This is a genomic window from Streptomyces sp. NPDC102402, from assembly GCF_044765765.1.
Lineage (GTDB): Bacteria > Actinomycetota > Actinomycetes > Streptomycetales > Streptomycetaceae > Streptomyces.
The window spans coordinates 12,618-30,157 of the sequence record NZ_JBIWKR010000025.1; the positions used below are offsets into that span (position 1 = coordinate 12,618).

Genomic DNA, 17,540 nt, shown 5'->3' on the forward strand with positions numbered 1-17,540 from the left:
CGTCGACCGACTGTGCCCGCGAGGGTGTGAGTCGGCGGATTCCGGGGAACCTTCTGGTCTTCGACCGCGTTTTCGCTATGTGCACAGTGACATCGCGGTGACAGGGTGTGGTGATGGGCGGGGTGCGGCTACCATGACCGGCACAAGGACGGACGGCGTAAGGGAGTCGTCCCCTGGGGCGGCACCCGGTGCGATGCCGGGGCGAGGAGGGCGGGCCATGGTGCAGAAGGCCAAGATCCTCCTGGTCGATGACCGGCCGGAGAATCTGCTGGCGCTGGAGGCCATCCTCTCTGCGCTCGATCAGACACTGGTACGGGCATCGTCAGGGGAGGAAGCGCTCAAGGCGCTGCTCACGGACGATTTCGCGGTCATTCTGCTGGACGTGCAGATGCCCGGGATGGATGGATTCGAGACGGCCGCGCACATCAAGCGGCGGGAGCGGACCAGGGACATCCCGATCATCTTCCTGACCGCGATCAACCACGGCCCGCATCACACCTTCCGGGGTTACGCGGCGGGAGCGGTGGACTACATCTCGAAGCCCTTCGACCCCTGGGTGCTGCGCGCCAAGGTCTCGGTCTTCGTCGAGCTCTACATGAAGAACTGCCAGCTGCGCGAGCAGGCGGCGCTGTTGCGGCTCCAGCTCGAAGGCGGCGCCCAGCCGGGCGCCGACGAGAAGGAGCCGGCCGGTCTGCTCGCCGAGCTCTCGGCGAGACTCGCCGCGGTGGAGGAGCAGGCCGAGGCCCTCTCCAAGCAGCTGGACGACGAATCGGCGGACGCGGGCGCCGTGGCCACCGCCGCCCACCTCGAGCGCAAGCTCACCGGTCTGCGCCGTGCGCTCGACGCTCTGGAACCCGGCGCGGGCGGTTCCGCGGCCGCCCTGCCCTCGCAGAGCTGACCTGCGGCAGGTTGAGGGGTCGTCAGTTCTGCGTGCGTGCAAGGACGACACGGACGGGTGAAGCCGTAGGCACACGTGTCCACCGGCGTCGGCACCGGTAACCTCAGTCACATGGCCTCAGGTACGTCCGGCAAGGGTTCCCTGGGCACGGCGGGCACCGCGAAGCGCTCCGGCCGTCCCCAGGGACCGGCGAAGAAAGCAGCGCCCGCCAAGAAGGCGGCGGCGAAGAAGACGGTGCCTGCCAGGAAGGCACCCGCCAGGAAAGCGGCGGCGAGGAAACCCGCGCCCAAGCCCGCGCCGTCTCCCACGGGGGGCGTGTACCGGTTCGTCCGGGCGCTGTGGCTGGGTACCGCGCACGGCGTCGGGGCGGTGTTCCGCTCCATAGGGCGCGGAGCCAAGGGACTCGACCCGGCGCACCGCAAGGACGGACTCGCCCTGCTGCTCCTCGGCCTCGCGCTGGTCGTGGCGGCGGGCACCTGGTCCCATCTGCGGGGACCCGTCGGCGATCTCGTCGAGATGCTCGTGACGGGGGCCTTCGGCCGGCTCGACCTCCTGGTGCCGATACTGCTGGGCGCCGTCGCCGTACGGCTGATCCTCTATCCGGAGAAGCCCGAGGCCAACGGCCGAATCGTCATCGGACTCTCCGCCCTCGTCATCGGCGTGCTCGGCCAGGTCCACATCGCCTGCGGATCACCGGGCCGCGACGACGGTACCGCCGCCATGCAGGACGCCGGCGGGCTGATCGGCTGGGCCGCCTCCCAGCCCCTCGTCTTCACGATGGGCGAGGTCCTCGCCGTGCCGCTGCTTCTGCTGCTCACGGTCTTCGGACTCCTGGTCGTCACCGCCACCCCGGTCAACGCCATCCCCCGGCGGCTGCGGCAGCTCGGCGTCAGGCTCGGCATCGTCGACCCGGTGCACGTACAGGGCGAGGAGGACGGCGGCGACGACGAACGGTACGACGAGCAGTGGCGTGACGCGCTGCCCGAGCGCACCCGGCGGTCCTCGGCACGCCGCCCCGAAGCGGACGGCGTCTACGACCCGGACCAGGCCGAGGACGAGGCGCTGACCAAGCGGCGCCGGACACGCAGGCCGTCCGCCCAGCCCGCCATGAACCGCACCATGGACGCGGTGGACGTGGCGGCCGCCGCTGCCGCAGCGCTCGACGGGGCGGTGCTCAACGGCATGCCCCCCTCTCCGGTCGTCGCCGATCTGACCCAGGGGGTCTCCGCCGACCGGGAACGGACCGGGACCCCGGTCCCCGGTGCCAGGTCGGCCGAGAAGGCTCCGCCCGGCGGCGGGGGCGCCGAGAAGGGCACCTCCTCCGGAGGCGTCCCCGATCTGACGAAGCCCGCCCCCGAGCGGCCGCTGCCGCTGCCCGCCCGGGCCGAACAGCTCCAGCTCTCCGGCGACATCACCTACTCGCTGCCCTCCCTCGACCTGCTGGAGCGCGGTGGCCCGGGCAAGACGCGCAGCGCCGCCAACGACGCGGTCGTCGCGTCACTGACCAACGTCTTCACGGAGTTCAAGGTCGACGCCGCTGTCACCGGCTTCACCCGCGGCCCGACGGTCACCCGCTACGAGGTCGAACTCGGCCCGGCCGTCAAGGTCGAGCGGATCACCGCCCTCACCAAGAACATCGCCTATGCCGTCGCCAGCCCGGACGTCCGGATCATCTCCCCGATCCCCGGCAAGTCAGCCGTCGGTATCGAGATCCCCAACTCCGACCGGGAGATGGTCAATCTCGGGGACGTCCTGCGCCTCGCGGACGCGGCGGAGGACGACCACCCCATGCTGGTCGCGCTCGGCAAGAACGTCGAGGGCGGCTACGAGATGGCAAACCTGGCGAACATGCCGCACGTCCTGGTCGCCGGTGCGACCGGTTCCGGCAAGTCCTCGTGCATCAACTGCCTGATCACCTCGGTCATGGTGCGGGCGACCCCCGAGGACGTACGGATGGTGCTCGTCGACCCGAAGCGTGTCGAGCTCACGGCCTACGAGGGCATTCCGCACCTCATCACGCCCATCATCACCAACCCGAAGAAGGCCGCCGAGGCGCTCCAGTGGGTCGTCCGGGAGATGGACCTGCGTTACGACGACCTCGCGGCCTACGGCTTCCGCCACATCGACGACTTCAACCACGCGGTGCGCACGGGCAAGGCGAAGGCGCCCGAGGGGAGTGAGCGGGAGCTCTCGCCCTATCCGTACCTGCTGGTCATCGTCGACGAGCTGGCGGACCTCATGATGGTGGCCCCGCGCGACGTCGAGGACTCCATCGTCCGCATCACCCAGCTGGCGCGCGCCGCAGGCATCCACCTGGTGCTCGCCACCCAGCGGCCCTCGGTCGACGTCGTGACCGGTCTGATCAAGGCGAACGTGCCCTCCCGGCTCGCCTTCGCCACCTCGTCACTCGCCGACAGCCGGGTCATCCTCGACCAGCCGGGCGCCGAAAAGCTCATCGGGAAGGGTGACGGTCTGTTCCTGCCCATGGGGGCGAACAAGCCGACCCGTATGCAGGGGGCCTTCGTCACCGAGGCCGAGGTCGCGGCGGTCGTCCAGCACTGCAAGGATCAGATGGCGCCGGTCTTCCGCGAGGACGTGGTGGTCGGCACGAAGCAGAAGAAGGAGATCGACGAGGACATCGGCGACGACCTCGATCTGCTCTGCCAGGCCGCCGAACTGGTCGTGTCCACCCAGTTCGGCTCGACATCGATGCTCCAGCGCAAGCTGCGGGTCGGCTTCGCGAAGGCCGGTCGGCTGATGGACCTCATGGAGTCGCGCAACATCGTGGGTCCCAGCGAGGGTTCCAAGGCGCGTGATGTCATGGTGAAACCGGACGAACTCGACGGTGTGTTGGCCGTCATTCGCGGGGAAACCGCTTCGTAAGAGTTTTGCGGGCAACCGTTTCGCCCGGCCGTACGTCAAGTTGAAAGGAGGAGCAGCGGGATGATCCGTCGCGCTCTCCGCCCTCCGTCCTGCCCGAGGGGCTGCCCGGCGATCCCGATGGCGTACAAAGCCGTCGCTCCCGGTTGCCCCACCCTTTCGTACCACCCCTAGACTGAACATCCAGCAGGTGGCTCACGCTCGAAAGGCGCCCCCGTGTCCATCGGCAACTCCCCCGAAGACGACCGGCCTTCGATCGGTCGCGCGCTTCAGCAGGCTCGTATCGCCGCAGGTCTGACGGTCGAGGAAGTCAGCAGCTCCACCCGGGTGCGCATCCCCATCGTGCACGCGATCGAGGAGGACGACTTCTCCCGTTGCGGCGGTGACGTGTACGCACGCGGTCACATCCGTATGCTCGCCCACGCCGTCCGGCTCGACCCCGATCCGCTGATCGCGGAGTTCGACGCCGAGCACGGCGGCCGGCCGGCGCCCACCCCCGCGGCCCCGCTGTTCGAGGCGGAGCGGATCCGCTCCGAACCCCGTCGGCCCAACTGGACCGCTGCCATGGTCGCCGCCATCGTCGCCGTCATCGGCTTCGTCGGCTTCACGCTCTTCAGCGGCGACGACGAGGGATCGGGCTCGGCACAGGTCGCCGAAGGCTCGACCCCCGACAAGACCACGCCCAAGCCCACCCCGACCAAGCCCGCGGACCCCAAGCCCGCTCCCTCCGAGAGTGCCATCGCCGCTGCCCCCCGGGACAAGGTGACGGTCAAGCTCAGCGCCACCGAGGGCAGGAGCTGGATCTCCGCCAAGGACCACAACGGGCGGCTGCTCTTCGACGGGCTGCTGGAAAAGGGTGACTCCAAGACCTTCCAGGACAAGGAGCGGGTCGACCTCGTTCTCGGCGACGCCGGAGCGATCGATCTCTTCGTGAACGGCAAGAAGGTCGACGACCAGTTCGAGTCGGGTCAGGTCGAACGGCTCTCGTACACCAAGGGTGATCCCGAGGTCGGCTGACCTCTCCACCCACGCTCCTCCTCGCGGTGAGTGACCGGGCAGTCCTGCCCGGGCACTCACCGTTCTCGTTCGCCGTGCTTCACCCCCGCTTCACCGGCCGTTCGGTCACTCTCTGTAGCGGTGAACCCTGCACGGTAGGACGAGTGCCGGGACAAAGTAGTCTTGAGCCCATGCCCGAACGCCGTACCGTCGCCCTTGTCACTCTTGGCTGCGCCCGTAACGAGGTGGACTCGGAGGAGCTCGCAGGCCGCTTGGCAGCGGACGGCTGGGAGCTCGTCGAGAACGCCACGGACGCGGATGTCGCCGTCGTCAACACCTGTGGATTCGTCGAAGCCGCCAAGAAGGACTCCGTCGACGCCCTGCTCGAAGCGAACGATCTGAAGGACCACGGCAGAACCCAGGCCGTGGTGGCCGTCGGCTGCATGGCCGAGCGCTACGGCAAGGACCTCGCCGAGGCACTGCCGGAAGCGGACGGGGTCCTCGGATTCGACGACTACGCCGACATCTCCGACCGCCTGCAGACCATCCTCAACGGTGGCATCCACGCCTCCCACACCCCGCGCGACCGGCGCAAGCTGCTGCCGATCAGCCCGGCGGAGCGGCAGGACGCCGCCGTCGCGCTGCCCGGGCACGCCCAGGAGATCGCGCCGGCCCCCGCCGATCTGCCGGAGGGTGTCGCACCCGTCTCGGGGCCGCGGGCACCGCTGCGGCGCCGGCTGGGCACCAGCCCGGTCGCCTCCGTGAAGCTCGCCTCGGGCTGCGACCGGCGCTGCTCGTTCTGCGCCATCCCGTCCTTCCGCGGCTCGTTCATCTCGCGGCGCCCGTCCGACGTCCTCCAGGAGACCCGCTGGCTCGCCGAGCAGGGGGTCAAGGAGGTCATGCTCGTCTCCGAGAACAACACCTCGTACGGCAAGGACCTCGGCGACATCAGGCTCCTGGAGACCCTGCTGCCCGAGCTCGCCGACGTCGAGGGGATCGAGCGGATCCGCGTCAGCTACCTGCAGCCCGCCGAGATGCGGCCGGGACTGATCGACGTGCTCACCTCGACGCCCAAGGTCGCCCCGTACTTCGACCTCTCCTTCCAGCACTCCGCCCCCGGGGTGCTGCGCGCGATGCGGCGGTTCGGTGACACGGACCGTTTCCTCGAACTGCTGGAGACCATCCGGGGCAAGGCTCCGCGGGCCGGTGCGCGGTCGAACTTCATCGTGGGCTTCCCCGGGGAGACCGAGGCCGACCTCGCCGAGCTGGAACGCTTCCTCACCGGCGCGCGCCTCGACGCCATCGGGGTCTTCGGATACTCCGACGAGGAGGGGACCGAGGCCGTCGGCTACGAGAACAAGCTGGACGCCGACGTCATCGCGGAGCGCCTCGCGCACATCTCGCAGCTCGCCGAGGAGCTGACCTCGCAGCGGGCCGAGGAGCGGGTCGGCGAGACCCTCCAGGTCCTCGTCGAGTCCGTGGACTCCGACGAGGACGGGCCCGTGGCGGTGGGCCGCGCCGCCCACCAGGCACCGGAAACGGACGGCCAGGTCGTCTTCACCACACGCGAAGGGCTCGTGCCGGGCCTTATGGTCGAAGCGAAGGCAGTGGGCACCGAGGGAGTGGACCTCGTGGCCGAACACCACGAGCTTGCGGAGGCAGCCAGATGACGGGAGCCCCGGCATCCGCGGCAGGCGGCTCCGGCGCGACGCCGGCACCCCGCGGCGGCAAGCTGGGCGCGGCGGCAGTCAACCAGGCCGGCCTCTGGAACATCGCGAACATCCTCACGATGGTGCGGCTGCTGCTGGTCCCGGGCTTCGTCATGCTGCTCCTGCACGACGGCGGCTACGACCCGGTCTGGCGGTCGTTCGCCTGGGCGGCCTTCGCCGTCGCGATGATCACCGATGTCTTCGACGGCCACCTGGCACGCACGTACAACCTGGTCACCGACTTCGGGAAGATCGCCGACCCGATCGCGGACAAGGCGATCATGGGTGCGGCGCTGATCTGCCTTTCCTGGCTCGGGGACCTGCCGTGGTGGATCACCGGTGTGATCCTCTTCCGGGAGCTCGGCATCACGCTGATGCGCTTCTGGGTCATCCGGCACTCGGTGATCCCGGCCAGCCGCGGCGGGAAGGTGAAGACCCTGGCACAGGGCATCGCCGTCGGCATGTACGTCCTGGCGCTGACAGGGCCCCTGGCGACTCTGCGCTTCTGGGTGATGATGGCCGCGGTCGTGCTGACGGTCGTCACCGGGCTCGACTACGTGCGCCAGGCCCTCGTGCTGCGCGGTCACGGCCTCGCGGCCGAACGGGCCGCCGCCCGGGAAGCGCTCGTGGCGGCGGCGGAGGCCGAGGCGCCCCTCGGCGGCGAACCGGCCGTGGGCGGCGGATGCGTAGCCGATGACGTCGTCGGGGCGGAGGCCGTCGCGGAGCCGATGGTGGAACCTCTGGGGGAACCGGTAGGGGAGCGCGTGGCGGGCGGTCGTGGGACCGCGGAGGCCGAGCGGTGATGTCCGGGGCCGCCCTGGTGCTCCGGCGGCTTCAGGAGCGCGGTGAGACGCTCGCCGTCGCCGAGTCCCTCACCGGGGGCCTCGTGGCCGCCGAGCTCACCTCCGTCCCCGGTGCCTCCCGGAGCTTCCGCGGGTCCGTCACCGCGTATGCGACGCCTCTCAAGCGGGACGTGCTGGGCGTCGACGGGGCGCTCCTCGCCGAGCGCGGAGCGGTGGATCCGTCGGTCGCGCAGGCGATGGCCACCGGTGTGCGCCGGGTCCTGGGTGCCGATTGGGGTGTCTCGACCACCGGTGTCGCCGGCCCCGAGCCCCAGGACGGCAAGCCCGTGGGAACGGTCTTCATAGCCGTTTCCGGGCCGGGTGGCGTGCGGAATGTCGCCGAGCTGAGGTTGAACGGCGGGCGGGCGGACATTCGTAAGGAGAGTGTACGGAGCCTGCTCGAGCTTCTCTCCGGCGAACTCGGCGAAGACGCGAGGGCACAGGATACGGAACAGAACGGGGGGAATTGATGTTTGCAGCCCTGAGTGAACACGACATCGCTCCCCGCACGGCCGCAGCGCGAGGCGGTACGGTGGGGCGTGAAGGATGCGGCTACGCGGTCCGAGGAGGGAGCCACCGATGATTCTGCTCCGTCGCCTGCTTGGTGACGTGCTGCGTCGGCAGCGCCAGCGCCAAGGCCGTACTCTGCGCGAAGTCTCCTCGTCCGCCCGAGTCTCGCTCGGCTATCTCTCCGAGGTGGAGCGGGGGCAGAAGGAGGCATCCTCCGAACTGCTCTCCGCCATTTGCGACGCGTTGGACGTACGGATGTCCGAGCTCATGCGTGAAGTGAGCGATGAACTGTCCCTGGCTGAGCTGGCCGAGTCGGCAGCGGCCAGTGATGCGGTGCCTGTGCCGGTGCGCCCGATGCTCAATTCCGTCTCCGTCGCGTCGGTCGCCGGCGTGCCGACAGGACGGGTGACCATCAAGGCGCCCGCGGAAGCGGTGGATGTCGTCGCCGCCTGACCGCACGGTTCGCGGTGTACGAAGCCCCGGCCGGCCCCTCAAGGGGTCGGCCGGGGCTTTCGCGTAGGGGTGTGTGCGGGGCGCTTTGCCGGGCAGGCGCGAGGTGAGGCCGGATGGGCACTCCTTCAGGGAGACCATCCGAGTGACCGTTTTATGTCATTTGTGCCATCGTGGACGGGTGGTAGGCCGAACAGCGAGCAGCTATCCGATAGGAGAATTGCATGTCTGTCGTGAAGAGCGCGTTGACCGAGGGTGACCGGAAGGTCGTGGGAGACGCACTGCAGGGTGCCCTGGTCGATCTGATCGACCTCTCCCTTGCGGCCAAGCAGGTCCACTGGAATGTCGTCGGTCCCCGCTTCCGGTCGATCCATCTGCAGCTCGACGAGGTCGTGGACACCGCGCGGCAGCACTCGGACACCGTCGCCGAAAGGGCTTCCGCGGTGGGAGTCAACCCCGACGGACGGTCCCGGACCCTGGCGAAGACCACGGCCATCGATTCCGTGCCTGACGGCTGGATCAAGGACGTGGACGCGGTACGGGCGCTGGTGGAGGCACTTCTCGTGGTCATCGAGCGCATGCGGGAGCGGATCGACGCGACCGCTGAACCGGACCCCGTCAGCCAGGACATCCTGATCACACTGACGGCGGACCTCGAGAAGCACGCGTGGATGTTCCAGGCCGAAAGCGCCTGACCTGCGGTGACAGAGGGCCAGGGTGCCCCGTGACGGCGCCCGGCAGCGAGTGAGGAGTTCGAAGTGAGTGACGACAAGGCGATGGACAAGATCAAGGGCAAGGCCAAGGAAGCGACGGGCAAGCTCACCGGTGACCGCCGCAAGGAGGCCGAGGGCAAGGCGGACCAGGCCAAGGCCAAGACCGAGGGCGCACTGGGAGGGGCCGGCGAGCGCGCCAAGGGCGTGAAGGACTCCCTGAAGAACGACGACGATCGCTAGGCCCCGGCCCCTCCGGCCTTCCCGTCCTGGCCGGGCTTCAGAAGCTCGGGCCGACACGATCCGGCCGGTCACGGGGCAGGCAGGGTGTCCGCTCCGCATGCGTGTGCCTCCACCGACGTATCGGTGGAGGCACACGCATGCGGAGCGGACAGCGTCCCGCAGGACGCGGGATGCACACCGCGACGCCCCGGGGGAAACTGCGGGGGAGGGCAGGGGCTCGCCTCTCCCGACTGGGAGTCCAGGAGAGCGCGCGCTGTCGTTCCGTCCGTGCCGCGCACGCCGGTAGTGCACCGGTGCGCCCTCCCGTCAGGATCTCGTGCCGTACTAGCGTCGGCCGGAGGAGGCAGCCATGGTGCGGCGATGGGTGCCGGCGCTCGTCCTCGGTGGCGTGTGGTGGTGGGCGGTGCTCCGGCTGCTCCTGAAGCCGGAGCACGCCGGAGTCGTCGAGGGCGCGGTGGCGGCAGGGGGATGGGGTCTGAGCCTGCTGCCGGTCCATGTGGCGGCTGCGGTGCGGCCGGACCAGGTTGCTGAGGATCCCGAGACGGAGCGGACGGACATATCCACCTAGCCCTGCCGGCCGGTCGGTTCCATCGGTTCGGCCGCGGTGGGCCCGGACTGGCAGTGGGGGCACCAGTAGGCCGGGCGATCGTCACGGTCCGCCACACGGATGGGCGTACGACAGCGCAGGCAGGGGCGGCCCGCCCGTCCGTAGACGAAGAGGCGTTCCCGCGTGCGGCCGCGGAGGGCCGGTGTCGCTCCGGTGGTGGTCCGCATCGGACGGTCGCGATTGGCCTCGAGGAGTTGTCTGGCCGTACTGACCAGGCGGGTGGCGAGGGGCAGGGACAGTTCGCCCACCGGGAGCCAGGGGGTCGCACGGGCCATGAAGCAGAGCTCACACATGTAGACATTGCCGATTCCGGCCAGATTCCGCTGGTCAAGGAGCGCGTCCCCGACACGGCGGCCGGGGTCGGAGAGCAGATTGCGCAGGGCGGCGTCCGGATCCCAGTCGGGCCCCAGCAGGTCGGGACCGAGATGGCCGACGACCTGGTCCTCGTCGACGGTGCGGAGCAGTTCGAGGACGGGCAGCCGGTAGCCGACTGCTGTGTGCTCCGCTGTCGCGAGCACGGCGCGGATCTGGTGGGAGGGGCCGCCCCTCCAGCGCTCGCCGGGTCCGAACACGCGCCATGCGCCGTCCATGCGCAGATGGCTGTGAAGGGTGAGGCCGCCCTCGATGCGGGTGAGCAGGTGCTTGCCGCGCGCGGTGACGCCCAGGACCGTCCGACCGGTCAGGTCCGACGTGGCGAACCGCGGGACCCTCAGATCGAAGACCGTCAGTACCTGGCCGGCCAGTGCCACGTCGAGACGCCGGGCTGTCTGCAGGACGGTGTCGCCTTCGGGCATGCCTCCATGATGCGCGGACAGCGCCGCGTGGTCCCTGCCCCGCGCCGTGAGCGGTACCTCGGACACGCGACAGGTGACCTCGCGGCGGATGAGCCGGGCACGCGACGGCTGAATCCCGGCGAGCACTCAGGCGCGCAGCCGCAGACCCCGTGGCGTGGCGAGGAAACCGGCGGCCTCCAGGGTCCGGCCCAGCGGGGATGTCAGGGAGGAGGCGCCGTTGGTGCGCTCCACCGTGACCGTGCCGAGCGTCCCCGCGCGCGCGGCTGACGCCAGCGCCTCGGCGGCGGCGCGGAGGGCCGGGTCGGCGGGATCGGTGGGCCACGCGAGCAGGGACTTTCCGCCGCGCTCCATGTAGAGCGTCAGCTCGCCGTCCACGAGGACCACCAGCGAGCCGGCCTTGCGCCCCGGTTTGTGCCCCGCGCCGTCCGGCGACTCGGGCCAGGGCAGCGCGGCGCCGTACGCGTTGGCGGGATCGGCCGCCGCGAGGACGAGCGCGCGGGGAACCGATCCGGGGTCGGCGCGGTCACGCGCGGTGGAGGCGGCCCTGAGCCGGTCCACGGCGCCGTCCATCGCGAACTGGGCCGCCCCGAGCCCCTCGACGACATAACCGCGCCGGGCCTGGCCACTGTCCTCGAACGCGGCGAGGATCCGGTAGACCGCGGAGAACCCGCCCTCGACGCCCTCGGCCTGCACCGCGCCGCGGGTCACCACTCCGTGGCGGTCGAGGAGCGTCCGGGCCAGGGCATGCGCGCGATGGGTCGGCTCGGGCTCCGCGGCGGGCAGCAGCGACCACCGTCCCGAGACGGTCGGCGGACCGGTCCGGGAGGCGGGGCGTGCCGCCGCCGTCAGTGACCCGTAACGGCCGCGCGGCACACTCCGCTTCGCGCGGTGTGCGGTGGAGCCCGCCGTGCGCCCCGAACCCAGGAGCGAACGCAGCGGTGCCAGCGTGTCGTTGGTGAGACGGCCGGACCAGACCAGGTCCCAGAGCGCGTCGGCCAGCTGGGGATCGGTGCAGTCCGGGTGCGTGGTGGCGCGGACCTGGTCGGCGATCTGACGGAAGAAGAGGCCGTACCCGGCGGAGAGGACGGTGAGCACCGACTCGTGCAACGCGGTCTGCTCCAGCGGATGGGGTGGAGGCAGGAGCATGGGCGCGCTGTCGGCCAGGTAGAGGGAGAGCCAGCCGTCCTTCCCCGGGAGGGCGCCCGCCCCGGCCCAGACGACTTCGCCGGTGGTGGTGAGCTCGTCGAGCATGGCGGGGGCGTATCCCATGACGCGGCTCGGAAGGATCAGCTTCTCCAGCGCGGACGCCGGGACCGGTGCGCCCTGCAACTGCTCGATGGCGCGGGCCAGTCCGTCGATGCCCCGCAGGCTGTTGTCCCCGAGGTGCTGCCACTGAGGGAGGAAACCTGCCAGAGCGGCGGGCGGAACCGGCTCCAGCTCCTGGCGGAGCGCGGCCAGCGAACGGCGGCGCAGCCTGCGCAGGACCGTGGCATCGCACCACTCCTGCCCGATGCCCGCCGGGTGGAATTCTCCCTGTACGACTCGGCCCGAGGCGGCGAGCCGCTGCAGCGCTCCGTCCGTGACCGCGGTGCCCAGGCCGAGACGGCTCGCCGCCCGGGTGCTGGTGAACGGGCCGTGCGTGCGGGCGTACCGGGCGAGGAGATCACCGAGGGGGTCCTTGACCGGCTCGGTGAACGCTTCGGGAACTCCTACCGGAAGCGCGGTGCCGAGGGCGTCGCGCAGTCGGCCCGCGTCCTCCACGGCTGCCCAGTGACCGGCACCGCCGATCCGGACCCGGATGGCGCGCCGGGACGTCTCCAGCTCCGGGGCCCAGCCGGGTTCCGCCCCGCGCTCGGCCAGTTCGGCGTCGGTGAGGGGGCCGAGGACGCGCAGCAGATCGGCGACCCCCTCGACGTCCTTGATCTTCCTGTCGTCGGTCAGCCACTGGAGCTCCCGCTCCAGCTCCCCGAGGACATCCGCGTCGAGCAGCTCGCGCAGCTCCGCCTGGCCGAGCAGCTCCGCCAGGAGGTGGGAGTCGAGCGAGAGCGCGGCCGCTCGCCGCTCGGCGAGCGGCGAGTCGCCCTCGTACAGGAACTGCGCGACGTATCCGAAGAGGAGCGAGCGGGCGAAAGGCGACGGCTCGGGGGTGGTCACCTCGACCAGACGGATACGGCGCGCCTCCAGATCGCCCATCAGCTCGGTGAGACCCGGGACGTCGAAGACGTCCTGAAGGCACTCGCGGACCGCTTCGAGGACGATCGGGAACGAGCCGAACTCGGAGGCCACCTGGAGCAGCTGCGACGCACGCTGGCGCTGCTGCCACAGAGGGGTGCGCTTTCCCGGACTGCGCCGGGGCAACAACAGGGCGCGTGCGGCGCATTCACGGAACCGGGAGGCGAACAGGGCCGATCCGCCGACCTGCTCGGTGACGACCTGGCCGATCTCGCCCTTGTCGAACACCACGTCGGTCGCCCCGACCGGCGGCTGATCACTGCCGAACCCGGCGCCGGGGAAGCCCGGTCCGGGATCGCCGCGCCCGGGACCGGCGTCCCCACCGGCTCCCGCATCCGCCTGAGCCGGATCGAAGTCCAGGAGGTCGAGGCCCATCAGATCGGCGTCGGGCAGCCTCAGCACGATGCCGTCGTCCGCGTGCATGACCTGTGCGTCCATGCCGTACCGCTCGCCGAGCCGGGCGGAGAGGGCGAGTGCCCAGGGGGCGTGCACCTGGGCGCCGAACGGCGAGTGCACGACGACCCGCCAGTCACCGAGCTCGTCCCGGAACCTCTCGACGAGGACCGTCCGGTCGTCCGGGACGTGGCCGCAGGCACGGCGCTGCTCGTCGAGGTACGACAGGATGTTGTCCGCCGCCCACGCGTCGAGGCCGGCGGCGAGCAGCCGCAGCCGGGCGTCCTCGTCGGACAGGGCGCCGATCTCCCGGAGGAACGCGCCCAGCGCACGGCCCAGCTCCAGCGGGCGGCCCAGCTGGTCGCCCTTCCAGAACGGCAGCCGCCCCGGGACCCCGGGGGCCGGCGAGACCAGGACCCGGTCCCTGGTGATGTCCTCGATCCGCCACGACGTGGTGCCCAGGGTGAAGACGTCGCCCACCCGGGACTCGTAGACCATCTCCTCGTCCAGCTCGCCGACGCGTCCGCCGCCCTTCTTCGGGTCCGCGCCGGCCAGGAAGACGCCGAAGAGCCCGCGGTCGGGGATGGTGCCGCCCGAGGTGACGGCGAGCCGCTGGGCACCGGGGCGGCCCGTGACCGCGCCGGTGACGCGGTCCCACACCACACGGGGGCGCAGTTCCGCGAAGGCGTCGGACGGATAGCGTCCGGCGAGCATGTCGAGCACGGCGGTGAACGCGGATTCGGGCAGCGAGGCGAAAGGCGCGGCGCGCCGGGCGAGGGCGAGAAGATCGTCCGCCTGCCAGGTGTCGAGCGCGACCGTGGCGACGATCTGCTGGGCGAGGACGTCCAGGGGGTTGGACGGGATCCGCAGTGCCTCGATGGCACCTTCGCGCATCCGCTCGGTCACCACGGCCGCCTGCACCAGGTCGCCGCGGTACTTGGGGAAGACCACGCCGGTGGACACGGCACCGACCTGGTGCCCGGCGCGGCCCACCCGCTGCAGCCCCGACGCCACGGACGGCGGCGACTCGACCTGGACCACCAGGTCGACCGCCCCCATGTCGATGCCCAGCTCCAGGCTGGAGGTGGCGACGACAGCGGGCAGCCGGCCCGCCTTGAGGTCCTCCTCGACCTGGGAGCGCTGTTCCTTGGACACCGAGCCGTGATGCGCACGCGCGAGAACGGGAGGCGCTCCCCTCGCGGCTCCCGACTGGGCCATGACCTCGGCGGGGGAGTGTGCCTCGGGCAGCGGCCGGCCGGCCTCACCCCCCTCCTGCGACGCGGCGCCGGCCGCCCGCTCGTAGGCGATCTCGTTCAGCCGGTTGCACAGACGCTCGGCGAGCCGACGGGAGTTGGCGAAGACGATCGTGGAGCGGTGTGACTGGACGAGGTCGGCGATCCGCTCCTCGACGTGCGGCCAGATCGACGGCTTCTCGGCCTGGCCGCCCTCGTCACCCGTGGCGGGGGAACCACCCAGCTCGCCGAGATCCTCCACCGGAACGACGACGGAGAGGTCGAACTCCTTGGCGGACGGTGGCTGGACGATCCGCACCTTCCGCTGGGGCGACAGGAACCGCGCGACCTCGTCGACCGGGCGGACCGTCGCCGACAGCCCGATACGGCGCGCCGGCCGCGGCAGCAGCTCGTCCAGGCGCTCCAGGGACAGGGCGAGATGGGCGCCGCGTTTGGTGCCCGCGACGGCGTGCACCTCGTCCACGATCACCGTCTCGATACCCGCCAGCGCGTCCCGGGCCGAGGAGGTGAGCATCAGGAACAGCGATTCGGGGGTGGTGATCAGGATGTCCGGGGGCTTCGTCGCCATCGAGCGGCGCTCGGCCGGAGGAGTGTCGCCGGAGCGGATCCCGACCCGCACCTCCGGCTCGGGGAGCCCCAGGCGCACCGATTCCTGGCGGATCCCGGTCAGCGGCGAACGCAGGTTCCGCTCGACGTCGACCGCGAGCGCCTTCATCGGCGACACGTACAGCACACGGCAGCGCTTCTTCGCCTCGGCCGGCGGCGGGACGGCCGCCAGCCGGTCCAGGGAGGCGAGGAACGCGGCGAGCGTCTTGCCCGATCCGGTCGGTGCGACGACCAGCACGTCCGAACCCTCGCCGATGGCACGCCAGGCACCCTCCTGCGCCGCGGTGGGCGCGTCGAAGGCAGCCGCGAACCAGCTGCGGGTCGCGGGCGAGAACGAATCGAGTGCGGAACCGGCCATGCCCCCCATCGTGCACCCCACCACCGACAACGGCCGGTGGACGTGCCCGGGGCCCACGTCCACGGACCGCGCCCACAGCCCGGACCTGCGAGAATGCGAACATGGCGGAGTCAGCGGCGGCACAGGAGTGGGCGAGGCACTGGCAGCACGCCGAACTGCCCGACCTCGATCTGCTGCGTGCCCGGTACGTCCGCCACACCTTTCCGCGCCACAGCCACGAGGGCTACGTCTTCGCCACGGTCACCAGTGGTGTCGAGGAGGTCGGTCTCCCCGAGGGCACCGTGCACGCCGGGCCGGGAACCGTGATCATGATCAACCCGGAGGTGCCCCACACCGCCCGCGCCGGAGTGCCCGAAGGGTGGGCGTACGCCACGCTCTACCCGTCCGCCCAGGTGGTCAACGACATCGCCGCGGATCTCACGGGCACCCGGGGCACGGTCGGCTTCGCCGGGCCCGGAGTGACGGACCCGCGTGCCGCCCGGCTGATATCCGAGGTCCACCGGGCCGCGGAGGAGGGCAACGCCCTGGCAGCCGACAGCGTCCTGCGTGTGCTGGTCGCCCAGCTGCTCGACCGCCACGGCAGCGTGCCGCCGACCAGGACGCCGCACTCCGCCGGTGCCCGCGACGCCGCCCGCGCCCGCGCCGTGCTGGAGGAGCGGATGGAGCGCCCGCCCACCCTCGAAGGGCTCGCCGCGGAGCTCGGCACCAGCCCGTTCGCACTGTTGCGGGCCTTCAAGAAGCAGTACGGAATGCCTCCGCACACCTGGCTCACCGACGCCCGCGTACGCCGTGCGCGCCGCCTGCTCGACGCGGGGACGGCTCCCGCCGAGGCCGCCGCCGCCGTGGGCTTCACCGACCAGCCCCATCTCAACCGCCACTTCACCCGGATCGTAGGGGTGCCTCCGGGCGCCTACCAGCGTGAACGCGCAAGAACGTACAAGACCGACCGGGCCCTCGCCCCGTAGCGTTCCGGACGTGGCAGAACAGACAGCACTCCCTCAGGGCCCGGCGGCCCCCGACCTTCAGGGGCCGGCCGAGGAGAAGCAGGACGCGGCAGTCGTCCGGGACGCACTCGGCGTGGGCATAGCCGTGGGTCTCTCCGGCTTCGCCTTCGGCGTGACCTCGGCAGGCTCCGGACTGACCCTCCTCCAGACATGTGCCTTGAGCCTCCTCGTCTTCACCGGCGCCTCCCAGTTCGCCCTCGTGGGCGCCCTCGCCGCAGGCGGCAACCCGTACACCGCCGCGGCCGGAGCGTTCTTCCTGGGCATCCGCAACGCCTTCTACGGACTGCGGCTGTCGCAGCTCCTCGCCCTCCCGCGCGCGCTGCGCCCCCTCGCCGCGCAATGGGTCATCGACGAGACGACCGCCGTCACGCTGCCCCAGCCCACCCGGAGAGCGGCACGGATCGGGTTCACCGTGACGGGGCTCACCCTGTACGCCCTGTGGAACCTGACCACGCTGATCGGCGCGCTCGGCGCCGAGGCGCTCGGCGACACCGACGCCTGGGGGCTGGACGCGGCGAGCCCCGCCGTGTTCCTCGCCCTGCTCGCTCCGATGCTGAAGAGCACCACGGAGCGCGTCACGGCCGGGCTCGCCGTCCTGCTGGTGCTCGGTCTCCTGCCGGTGCTGCCGGCGGGCGTGCCCGTACTCGTGTCCGCGCTGGCGGCACCCGTCGTCCTCTTCCTGAACGGCCGTGGCAGGAGCGCCACGAACGAGGAAGTCACCGGGGACTCCACGCCCGGGGAGGGCCGATGAACATCTGGATCGCCATCGGGCTCACGGCCGTCGGCTGCTACCTCGCGAAGCTCCTGGGGCTGCTGGTCCCCGCCGGAGTCCTGGAACGCCCCCTCGTGCAACGGATGGCGGCGCTCCTGCCGGTGGCGCTGCTCGCGGCCCTCACCGCCCAGCAGACCTTCGGCGACGCGCAGGATCTGGTGCTGGACGCCAGAGCGGCGGGACTCGCCGCGGCGGCACTCGCCCTCGTCCTGCGAGCCCCCTTCCTGGTCGTCGTGGGCTCTGCCGTCCTGGTCACCGCCGTGGCGCGCGCCGTGTTCTGAGC

At 71.2% G+C, this 17,540-nt stretch carries 15 protein-coding genes; 13 read left to right on the forward strand and 2 right to left on the reverse strand.

All coding sequences use genetic code 11. The features are described from left to right. Window positions 1–217 precede the first annotated feature (217 nt). The 10 genes from ACIRJR_RS35575 (at window position 218) to ACIRJR_RS35620 (ending at window position 9,806) form a co-directional block, all read left to right on the forward strand. A complete protein-coding gene (locus tag ACIRJR_RS35575; RefSeq protein WP_403788647.1) occupies window positions 218–898 on the forward strand; it encodes a two-component system response regulator in 681 nt (226 codons plus the stop codon). Between the two features lie 111 nt (window positions 899–1,009). Next, complete coding sequence (locus ACIRJR_RS35580) at window positions 1,010–3,781, forward strand: DNA translocase FtsK (protein ID WP_403788649.1); 2,772 nt, start codon at window positions 1,010–1,012, stop codon at window positions 3,779–3,781. A gap of 213 nt (window positions 3,782–3,994) precedes the next feature. Beyond that, window positions 3,995–4,795 carry a helix-turn-helix domain-containing protein gene (locus tag ACIRJR_RS35585; protein ID WP_403788651.1) on the forward strand — a complete coding sequence of 267 codons (801 nt, stop codon included), beginning with the start codon at window positions 3,995–3,997 and terminating at the stop codon, window positions 4,793–4,795. Between the two features lie 170 nt (window positions 4,796–4,965). Beyond that, window positions 4,966–6,444, forward strand: coding sequence for a 30S ribosomal protein S12 methylthiotransferase RimO (rimO, locus tag ACIRJR_RS35590; RefSeq protein WP_403788653.1), 1,479 nt, complete (start codon window positions 4,966–4,968; stop codon window positions 6,442–6,444). Continuing rightward, window positions 6,441–7,286 carry a CDP-diacylglycerol--glycerol-3-phosphate 3-phosphatidyltransferase gene (gene pgsA, locus ACIRJR_RS35595; protein WP_403788655.1) on the forward strand — a complete coding sequence of 282 codons (846 nt, stop codon included), beginning with the start codon at window positions 6,441–6,443 and terminating at the stop codon, window positions 7,284–7,286. The genes rimO and pgsA overlap by 4 nt, the downstream gene beginning before the upstream one ends. Continuing rightward, window positions 7,286–7,795: a CinA family protein gene (locus tag ACIRJR_RS35600; protein WP_403788657.1), complete on the forward strand. Its 510-nt coding sequence runs from the start codon at window positions 7,286–7,288 to the stop codon at window positions 7,793–7,795. The genes pgsA and ACIRJR_RS35600 overlap by 1 nt, the downstream gene beginning before the upstream one ends. Before the next feature lie 109 nt (window positions 7,796–7,904). Further along, window positions 7,905–8,288, forward strand: coding sequence for a helix-turn-helix domain-containing protein (locus ACIRJR_RS35605; RefSeq protein ID WP_014153702.1), 384 nt, complete (start codon window positions 7,905–7,907; stop codon window positions 8,286–8,288). A gap of 221 nt (window positions 8,289–8,509) precedes the next feature. Continuing rightward, entirely contained in the window at window positions 8,510–8,980 is a 471-nt protein-coding gene (locus tag ACIRJR_RS35610; RefSeq protein ID WP_403788659.1) for a Dps family protein, read from the forward strand. Between the two features lie 81 nt (window positions 8,981–9,061). After that, window positions 9,062–9,238 (forward strand): CsbD family protein, encoded by a 177-nt coding sequence (locus ACIRJR_RS35615; RefSeq protein ID WP_403788693.1) that lies wholly within the window; start codon window positions 9,062–9,064, stop codon window positions 9,236–9,238. A 349-nt stretch (window positions 9,239–9,587) separates the two neighbouring features. Then, window positions 9,588–9,806 carry a hypothetical protein gene (locus ACIRJR_RS35620; RefSeq protein ID WP_403788661.1) on the forward strand — a complete coding sequence of 73 codons (219 nt, stop codon included), beginning with the start codon at window positions 9,588–9,590 and terminating at the stop codon, window positions 9,804–9,806. Here ACIRJR_RS35620 and ACIRJR_RS35625 read toward each other — a convergent pair. Further along, the gene (locus ACIRJR_RS35625) at window positions 9,803–10,639 is read right to left on the reverse strand and encodes an Fpg/Nei family DNA glycosylase (protein WP_403788663.1); all 837 of its coding nucleotides are present in this window, start codon (window positions 10,637–10,639) and stop codon (window positions 9,803–9,805) included. The genes ACIRJR_RS35620 and ACIRJR_RS35625 overlap by 4 nt on opposite strands. Before the next feature lie 126 nt (window positions 10,640–10,765). After that, window positions 10,766–15,481, reverse strand: coding sequence for a DEAD/DEAH box helicase (locus ACIRJR_RS35630; RefSeq protein WP_403788665.1), 4,716 nt, complete (start codon window positions 15,479–15,481; stop codon window positions 10,766–10,768). A 101-nt stretch (window positions 15,482–15,582) separates the two neighbouring features. Here ACIRJR_RS35630 and ACIRJR_RS35635 point away from each other — a divergent pair, with 101 nt between their 5' ends. The 3 genes from ACIRJR_RS35635 to ACIRJR_RS35645 are packed head-to-tail and all read left to right on the forward strand — an operon-like array spanning window position 15,583 to window position 17,538. Further along, window positions 15,583–16,446: an AraC family ligand binding domain-containing protein gene (locus tag ACIRJR_RS35635; RefSeq protein ID WP_403788667.1), complete on the forward strand. Its 864-nt coding sequence runs from the start codon at window positions 15,583–15,585 to the stop codon at window positions 16,444–16,446. Between the two features lie 10 nt (window positions 16,447–16,456). Beyond that, window positions 16,457–17,236: an AzlC family ABC transporter permease gene (locus ACIRJR_RS35640; protein ID WP_403788669.1), complete on the forward strand. Its 780-nt coding sequence runs from the start codon at window positions 16,457–16,459 to the stop codon at window positions 17,234–17,236. After that, a complete protein-coding gene (locus ACIRJR_RS35645; RefSeq protein ID WP_403788671.1) occupies window positions 17,233–17,538 on the forward strand; it encodes an AzlD domain-containing protein in 306 nt (101 codons plus the stop codon). Before ACIRJR_RS35640 ends, ACIRJR_RS35645 begins: the two co-directional genes overlap by 4 nt. Window positions 17,539–17,540: the final 2 nt, after the last annotated feature.